General features: G+C 41.0%; 6 protein-coding genes. 5 read left to right on the forward strand and 1 reads right to left on the reverse strand.

The features are described 5' to 3' along the window. The first annotated feature begins 77 nt into the window (after positions 1-77). The 5 genes from IQ226_RS24115 (at position 78) to IQ226_RS24135 (ending at position 6389) form a co-directional block, all read left to right on the forward strand. Positions 78-680, forward strand: coding sequence for a DUF3038 domain-containing protein (locus IQ226_RS24115; protein WP_193899609.1), 603 nt, complete (start codon positions 78-80; stop codon positions 678-680). A 71-nt stretch (positions 681-751) separates the two neighbouring features. Beyond that, positions 752-2248, forward strand: coding sequence for a DUF4335 domain-containing protein (locus IQ226_RS24120; RefSeq protein WP_193899611.1), 1497 nt, complete (start codon positions 752-754; stop codon positions 2246-2248). An 863-nt stretch (positions 2249-3111) separates the two neighbouring features. Then, a complete protein-coding gene (hpnA, locus tag IQ226_RS24125) occupies positions 3112-4095 on the forward strand; it encodes a hopanoid-associated sugar epimerase (RefSeq protein WP_193899613.1) in 984 nt (327 codons plus the stop codon). A gap of 175 nt (positions 4096-4270) precedes the next feature. Continuing rightward, positions 4271-5287, forward strand: coding sequence for an adenosyl-hopene transferase HpnH (gene hpnH / locus IQ226_RS24130; protein WP_193899615.1), 1017 nt, complete (start codon positions 4271-4273; stop codon positions 5285-5287). 178 nt (positions 5288-5465) lie between these two features. Further along, positions 5466-6389: an Rpn family recombination-promoting nuclease/putative transposase gene (locus tag IQ226_RS24135; RefSeq protein ID WP_193899617.1), complete on the forward strand. Its 924-nt coding sequence runs from the start codon at positions 5466-5468 to the stop codon at positions 6387-6389. Positions 6390-6530: 141 nt separating this feature from the next. Here IQ226_RS24135 and IQ226_RS24140 read toward each other — a convergent pair. Next, positions 6531-6664, reverse strand: a 134-nt coding sequence (locus tag IQ226_RS24140) for a transposase (RefSeq protein WP_193897896.1), incomplete at its 5' end; no start/stop codon positions are given.

A 6664-nucleotide genomic window follows, 5' to 3' on the forward strand; every position in this document is an offset into this window, starting at 1 on the left:
CCCCAATCCCCAGTCCCCAGTCCCCAATCTCGTTTCCAAATAGGTAACAGTCACAGATTTTTTAAGCCTGATCATTTATGCTAAAAGTTATGCACTCAACCGCTAATCCGACTATACCAAAATCACCTTGGGAGGATTTAAACCAAATCCCAGTCCCAAATACAACTCAATGGGAAAATATTAAAACTCAGTTAGATTTAGTGCTATTAGCCCTAGAAACCTTAACTGGTATTGGTTCAGAAGCCATGCTGTCAGCCGCAGTTAGTCTGAACTTAGAATCCAAAGTACCAGATCGGGTGGCATTGTGGCGATTGCGGCAATCCAATCCCCTCCGCAAAAGTCAAGGGGGACGGAAAAAGTTAGATGTGGAAGAAGCGCGATCGCTAGTTCTCATTATCTGCCATCTCGCCAAACAACACCAAGAATTAATTCGTCGGGCTATAGGTTTATTAGAACAATTGACAGCAAATAAGCAAAAACCTCACCAAGCCGCCCTATTAGGAGACTATATAGACGCTTTTTGTAATACCTACCAAGACCGGATGGAAGAGGAAGAAGCAACTTCAACAGATTTGCTTACCAACCTCGCCCTCAAACTGTTAATAAATTTACTCTTTTATAGTGCATCTGGTGGACATCGGCGGTTGTGGTTAGCACTCATAGACCTTTCCACAAAATAATTTGGGATTTTTGATTTTCATTCCCCATCTAAAATCCAAAATAACTATTTTTTTTCTTGGCAATTGTTGTTATGTCTCCATCAAATTCTGTAATTCGTCGCTACACCCCCCCGACTTGTACATTAGAAATATCAGCGCAAAGCTCCCCTTTGTCAAGGTGGACAGACAAAACTGTGATTAGTGATCTCAGTTTTAGCTTGCGATTTGATGATCCTCGACTACCCGAAGCAGATAAAATCCTCATTGAGGGCGATCGCCGACAACTAGAAATCTTATGTGATATCGTTACCACCTACGTTCAACAACTTCTGCAACAATCTGTGGAAGATTTTAGTATTACCTTGTTAGGCAATGATCATCCCCACACAATATCAGAACCAGAATCAACAGACATTCCCCCATCTGTCCCTCCTACCCAAACTCCCCAAACAAAAATATATTTAGAACCCAGTCATAATTTAACTCATCAACTCTTTTTTGGTGATCTTGTCAACCAAACATCTGGACAAGTAATTGAACTGACTTTACTACAACTATTTGATTTAGCAACAGCTTTAGACGAATACTCATCTGATATGGTCGTCTTACCAACTACCAGCCATCAAATTATTAAACCGAGTTTACCTCAATGGGCCCCTATTGCCGCAGTCTTAGTATTAGCAGCCGGTTTAACACCATTTACCTGGCAATATGCCAATAACATTCAGAAAAATCGTCAGAAAGTCGCCAAAAACATCCCCCAGTCTCCCGAACCAGTCGCTATAGAACCTACTCGACAAGATCCTATACCAACACCGTCCCTGCCGTTAATCACCTCTCAACCCCAACTAACACCACCACTTCCTAACCTGAGTACCCCCGCACCACCCCTTTCCTTTCCTAATGCAACCATCCCAGCCGCACCATCAAAAACATCTCAACCGCCATTAACCTATCCCTTACCGGGCATCATCCCCAATTCCAACATCACAAAAGTAACAAAAGCCATCCCAAATGCTTCAACTGTTCTCAATAAAAAAGAAATAAATCCCACCAAAACCAAGAATGTACCATCGGATATTATTCCACCATCTCCATCTATTGCCACCATCCCCAACAACAATTTAAGTAATATTCCTAACCTAATTCCCACCCCTGCTGCTGGGGAATTATCGCCCAGTGTTGCTGGAAATACTACTCCACAACAGGCATCTCCAACAGAAAATCAAGATAGTTTAGCAAGCAGATTAAGAACCGCAACCAAACCCACATCGGATCCCTCATCTACTGATAATAAAACGTTATTTGATACACCTCAAATAGCAGAAGCGAGAGAATACCTCAACAAACGTTGGCAACCACCAACCGGACTTTCTCAAACTCTAGAATATAGTTTAACATTGGGTATTGACGGCAAAATCGAAAGAATTTTACCATTAAATCAAGTCGCTAGAGAATACATTGATAGTAGTGGTATTCCCGAAATTGGCAAACCCTTTGTTTCTAGTAATAAATTTGGGCAAAACTTGAGAATCCGAGTTATCCTTAGTCCTGATAGCAAGGTGCAAACATTTCCAGAAACGCCATAATCATCGAAAATTTGATTTTGGCACTCTACAGTAGGGTGTGTTAGCGACAGCTTAACGCACCATGATCAATAATTTAACTAGAGGACTCCGGTTTGATTCTGTGAATTTTCCTGCGTAGGAAGGCAATCATGCAAGAGGCAAGAGGATTTCAGAATATGAAGGTGTACCGAATTTTGTATGGCTACACCACGTAAGCTATCAAAAATCAAATAGGAGTCCTATAGGACAATACGGCATAAATAAACCAACCATTCTAAATGGTTAAAAAGCCTATACTGTCTTCGTTTGGACTTTTGAATTTTGACTTTTGCCCTGCGGTAGTAGGGTTTGGTGAATAAAGTTAGAACCGGTTATTAATAAGCGTTTTATCCGACCTTCCGCACCCTAAACTGTCACACAACGAAAAATGGTCGTTTGGGGATTTGAGATCGGCGATAGCGAAGCGCTGCTGCAAGCAGTTCGCCACCTAAGATTTCGACGATTTTGTATCAAAATTATCATCAAAGGTATTCAAAAATCCGATAGCGGAGCGTGGCGTTAGCCATAATTACCGATTGTGACACTGGGGGGTGCGGAATGTGGGTTTTATAGATTTTTATCTCAAAAAAAGTGCAAGGTTTTAGCTTTGCTGAATTGAGGTATGAAATTCCCAAATTGAACCTTTAGAACTCAAACCTCAGTGTGTCTTTGCTACGGCAGTCGCTCATGGGGGAAACCCCCAAGACCGCGCTGCCTCGCCTTTGGGTGAGACTAAAATTCATACCCTTAATCAGCAACGCCTTTGCTACATCCTGTAAATCCTTTAATCCTGTAAATCCTGATTCTGACAATAATGAAATAGTCAGAAAATTTGGGGTGATGGAATGCGAGTATTTGTAACTGGTGGTACAGGGTTCATTGGTTCTCATGTGGTGCGATCGCTATTGCAGTCAAAATACCAAGTTACAGCTTTAGTTCGTTCTAGCAGTAACCTACAGAATTTACAGGGGTTGGCGGTAGATATTGTCAAAGGTGATTTGAATAACCCGAATATCTGGGAACAAATGCAGGGTTGTGAATATCTGTTTCATGTCGCCGCCCATTATTCCCTGTGGCAAAAAGACCGAGACTTGCTTTATCTTAACAATGTGGAAGGAACGCGCAATATTTTAGCCGCAGCCCAAAAAGCGGGAATTGAACGCACAGTTTATACTAGTTCAGTTGCCGCTATTGGTGTGGGTAAGTTAGGACAAGTTGTAGATGAAACTTACCAAAGTCCCTTAGAAAAATTAGTGGGAGATTATAAAAAATCTAAATTCCTAGCGGAACAAGTGGCAGTATCTGCGGTGAGTCAGGGTCAAGATATTGTGATCGTTAATCCTAGCAGTCCCATTGGACCCTTAGATATTAAACCTACGCCTACAGGGGAGATTATTCTGCGGTTTTTGCGCAGAGAAATGCCCGCTTATGTAGATACGGGGTTGAATTTCATTGATGTCCGCGATGTAGCCAAAGGACATTTATTAGCTTTAGAAAAAGGCAAATCAGGCGATCGCTATATTCTTGGTAATCAAAATCTTAGCCTTAAACAACTCCTCGAACAACTCTCCCAAATCACCAATTTACCAGCGCCACAAACATCCATCCCAGCTTGGATACCCCTCACAGTCGCCTGGGTAGAAGAAAAAATCCTCGCACCATTAGGAAAAACTCCCACAGTTCCCATAGATGGAGTCCGCATGGCACAGCAACCAATGTATTATGATGCTTCTAAGGCTATCCGCGAATTAGGCTTACCTCAGTCACCCCTGAATATAGCCCTCAAGGATGCTGTAGATTGGTTCGTGTATGGTTATGTGAATAGGTGACAGGTTATAGGTGACAGGTGACAGGTGACAGGTGACAGGTTATAGGTTACAGGTTACAGGTTACAGGTTATAGGTGACAGGTTACAGGTGACAGGTGCTACGCCACGGGGACAGGTTACAGAAATTAATGACCAATGACCAATGACCAATGACCAAATTGAGGAGTGTTAGTTTCATGGCAATTAATTTACAACAAGCAGTAGATATAGGTAAATATTTAGTTACACAACGCTTATTAGGGCGAAAACGCTTTCCCCTCGTATTGATGTTAGAACCCCTGTTTCGGTGTAATTTAGCTTGTACAGGTTGCGGTAAAATCCAGCATCCAGTGGAAGTCCTCAAGCAAAATCTCACTCCAGAACAGTGTTTTGCGGCTGTGGAAGAATGCGGCGCACCGGTTGTTTCTATTCCCGGTGGAGAACCCCTCCTACACCCACAAATAGGTGAAATTGTTGAGGGTTTAATTAAACGCAAGAAATATATTTACTTGTGTACTAATGGTTTATTACTAGAAAAGAGTCTCGATAAATTTAAACCTTCTCCCTATCTAACTTTTAGCGTCCATTTAGATGGAATGCGAGAATGGCATGATAAATGTGTAGATAGAAAAGGCGTTTTCGATACTGCTGTCCAAGCAATTCGCGCCGCTAAAGCTAAAGGTTTTCGTGTCGCTACTAACACGACCATTTTTGCAGGTTGCGATATCCAAGAAATGCAGGAATTTTTTGATTTTCTGGAAACCTTGGGTACTGACGGGATGATGATTTCTCCTGGTTACAGTTACGAATGGGCCCCGGATCAAGATCATTTTCTGCAAAAAGAACAAACCCGCGCTTTATTTAGAGAAATTCTCTCACCTTACACATCTGGTAAGAAAAACTGGAACTTTAATCACAACCCTTTATTCTTAGATTTTCTCATTGGTGAAAAAGACTATGAATGCACCCCTTGGGGTAGTCCTAGTTATAGTGTATTAGGTTGGCAAAAACCTTGTTATCTATTGAATGAAGGTTACTATGCAACCTTTCAGGAGTTGTTAGATAAGACTGATTGGAGTCAATACGGTGGCGCTAGTGGTAATCCTAAATGTGCTGATTGTATGGTTCATTGTGGTTATGAACCGACAGCAGCAATGGATGCAATGCAACCGAAAAATATTGCTCGTTCTCTAACTACTGTGTTTGGGAAGTAATAGTCTGAAAACTGTCAGAATCAGGATTTTTAAGATTAATGGATGAACAGGATGAAAGAATAATTTACTCACAATAAATCCTGTTTATTCTCAAATCCAATAAATCTTGATTTTGATTCTTTAAGGACAACCATCCAGAGAAGAATTTATTTTGGGTAGGATTGATTACAATTGTAATATGCGACGTGACTCTATTTTCTATTATTTATTTCAAACATATCCAACCATACTGTTTGAATTATTGCCAAATCCTCCCGCCAATGCGGCTAATTATCGCTTCGATTCGGTAGCGGTGAAAGAACCAAAGTTTGAAATTGACGGGGTGTTTCTACCACCAGAAACGGAACTGCCAGGAGTTGTTTATTTCTGTGAGGTACAATTTCAAAAAGATGAACGATTGTATGAGCGGTTATTTGGGGAGTTATTTCTCTATTTTTACAGAAATAGGGAACGTTTTCAAGATTGGCAAGCGGTGTTAATTTATCCAACTCGTAGTACGGAACAAGGGGATATTCACCCCTATCGCGCACTTTTGAGTTCAGAACAAGTTCATCGAGTATATTTGGATGAGTTGGGAGAATTTGAGCAATTACCCCTTGATGTCAGTTTGTTGGTATTGACAACTCTAAAACAAAACAAAGCCCCAGCAGCAGCGCGATATTTACTCAATCGTTGTCAGCAGGAGTTACAAGAACCAACAGCTAGACGTGGCATAATGGAAATAATTACCACGATTATTTCTTATCGGTTTACTCATTTAAGTCGTGTGGAGATAGAAGCAATGTTAGGAATAAGTTTTCAGCAAACTCGCTTGTATGAAGAACTCAGAGAAGAAGCTACCGAATTAGGTATGCAACAAGGTATGCAACAAGGTATGCAACAAGGTATGCAACAAGGTATGCAGCAGGGTAAACAGGAGGGAGAAGTAAATCTGATCCTACGGTTGTTATCTAAAAGATTTGGGGAAGTTCCTAGTCAGCTAAAAATGCAGATTGAGAAATTATCTCTGGAACAATTGGAAGCTTTAACTGAGGTGTTTTTAGATTTTGCAAGTTTAGATAATTTGGTTATTTGGTTGCAAAATTTAGAAGTTTCTGAGTAGTAAAAGCGCGGGTTTCTTTTTGTAAAGAGATATATGGGGCAACCTGCACGGTTTTACACCAGTGCCACAGCATCAGTAAACTATATTTATAAATCCTGATTTGCCTTAGAGGATGTTTGAAAAGTTTTGAGGAGTCAAAATTTATGCTAATCGCCTGAGCATGATACGGATCATAGCTAGATAGATAAAAGTCTCAGAGGTTTCAGGTAATAACTCGTAGTCTCTGACTAACCGACGACAACCCATCAGCCAGCCAAAAGTACGTTCCACAACCC

The organism is Dolichospermum sp. LEGE 00240 (assembly GCF_015207875.1).
Classification (GTDB): domain Bacteria; phylum Cyanobacteriota; class Cyanobacteriia; order Cyanobacteriales; family Nostocaceae; genus Dolichospermum; species Dolichospermum gracile.

Excerpts from the sequence above, each read along its gene's own strand:
- IQ226_RS24115 (WP_193899609.1), top strand. The coding sequence starts at position 78 with ATGCTAAAAGTTATGCACTCAACCGCTAATCCGACTATACCAAAATCA.
- IQ226_RS24120 (WP_193899611.1), top strand. The coding sequence starts at position 752 with ATGTCTCCATCAAATTCTGTAATTCGTCGCTACACCCCCCCGACTTGT.
- hpnA (WP_193899613.1), top strand. The coding sequence starts at position 3,112 with ATGCGAGTATTTGTAACTGGTGGTACAGGGTTCATTGGTTCTCATGTG.
- hpnH (WP_193899615.1), top strand. The coding sequence starts at position 4,271 with ATGGCAATTAATTTACAACAAGCAGTAGATATAGGTAAATATTTAGTT.
- IQ226_RS24135 (WP_193899617.1), top strand. The coding sequence starts at position 5,466 with ATGCGACGTGACTCTATTTTCTATTATTTATTTCAAACATATCCAACC.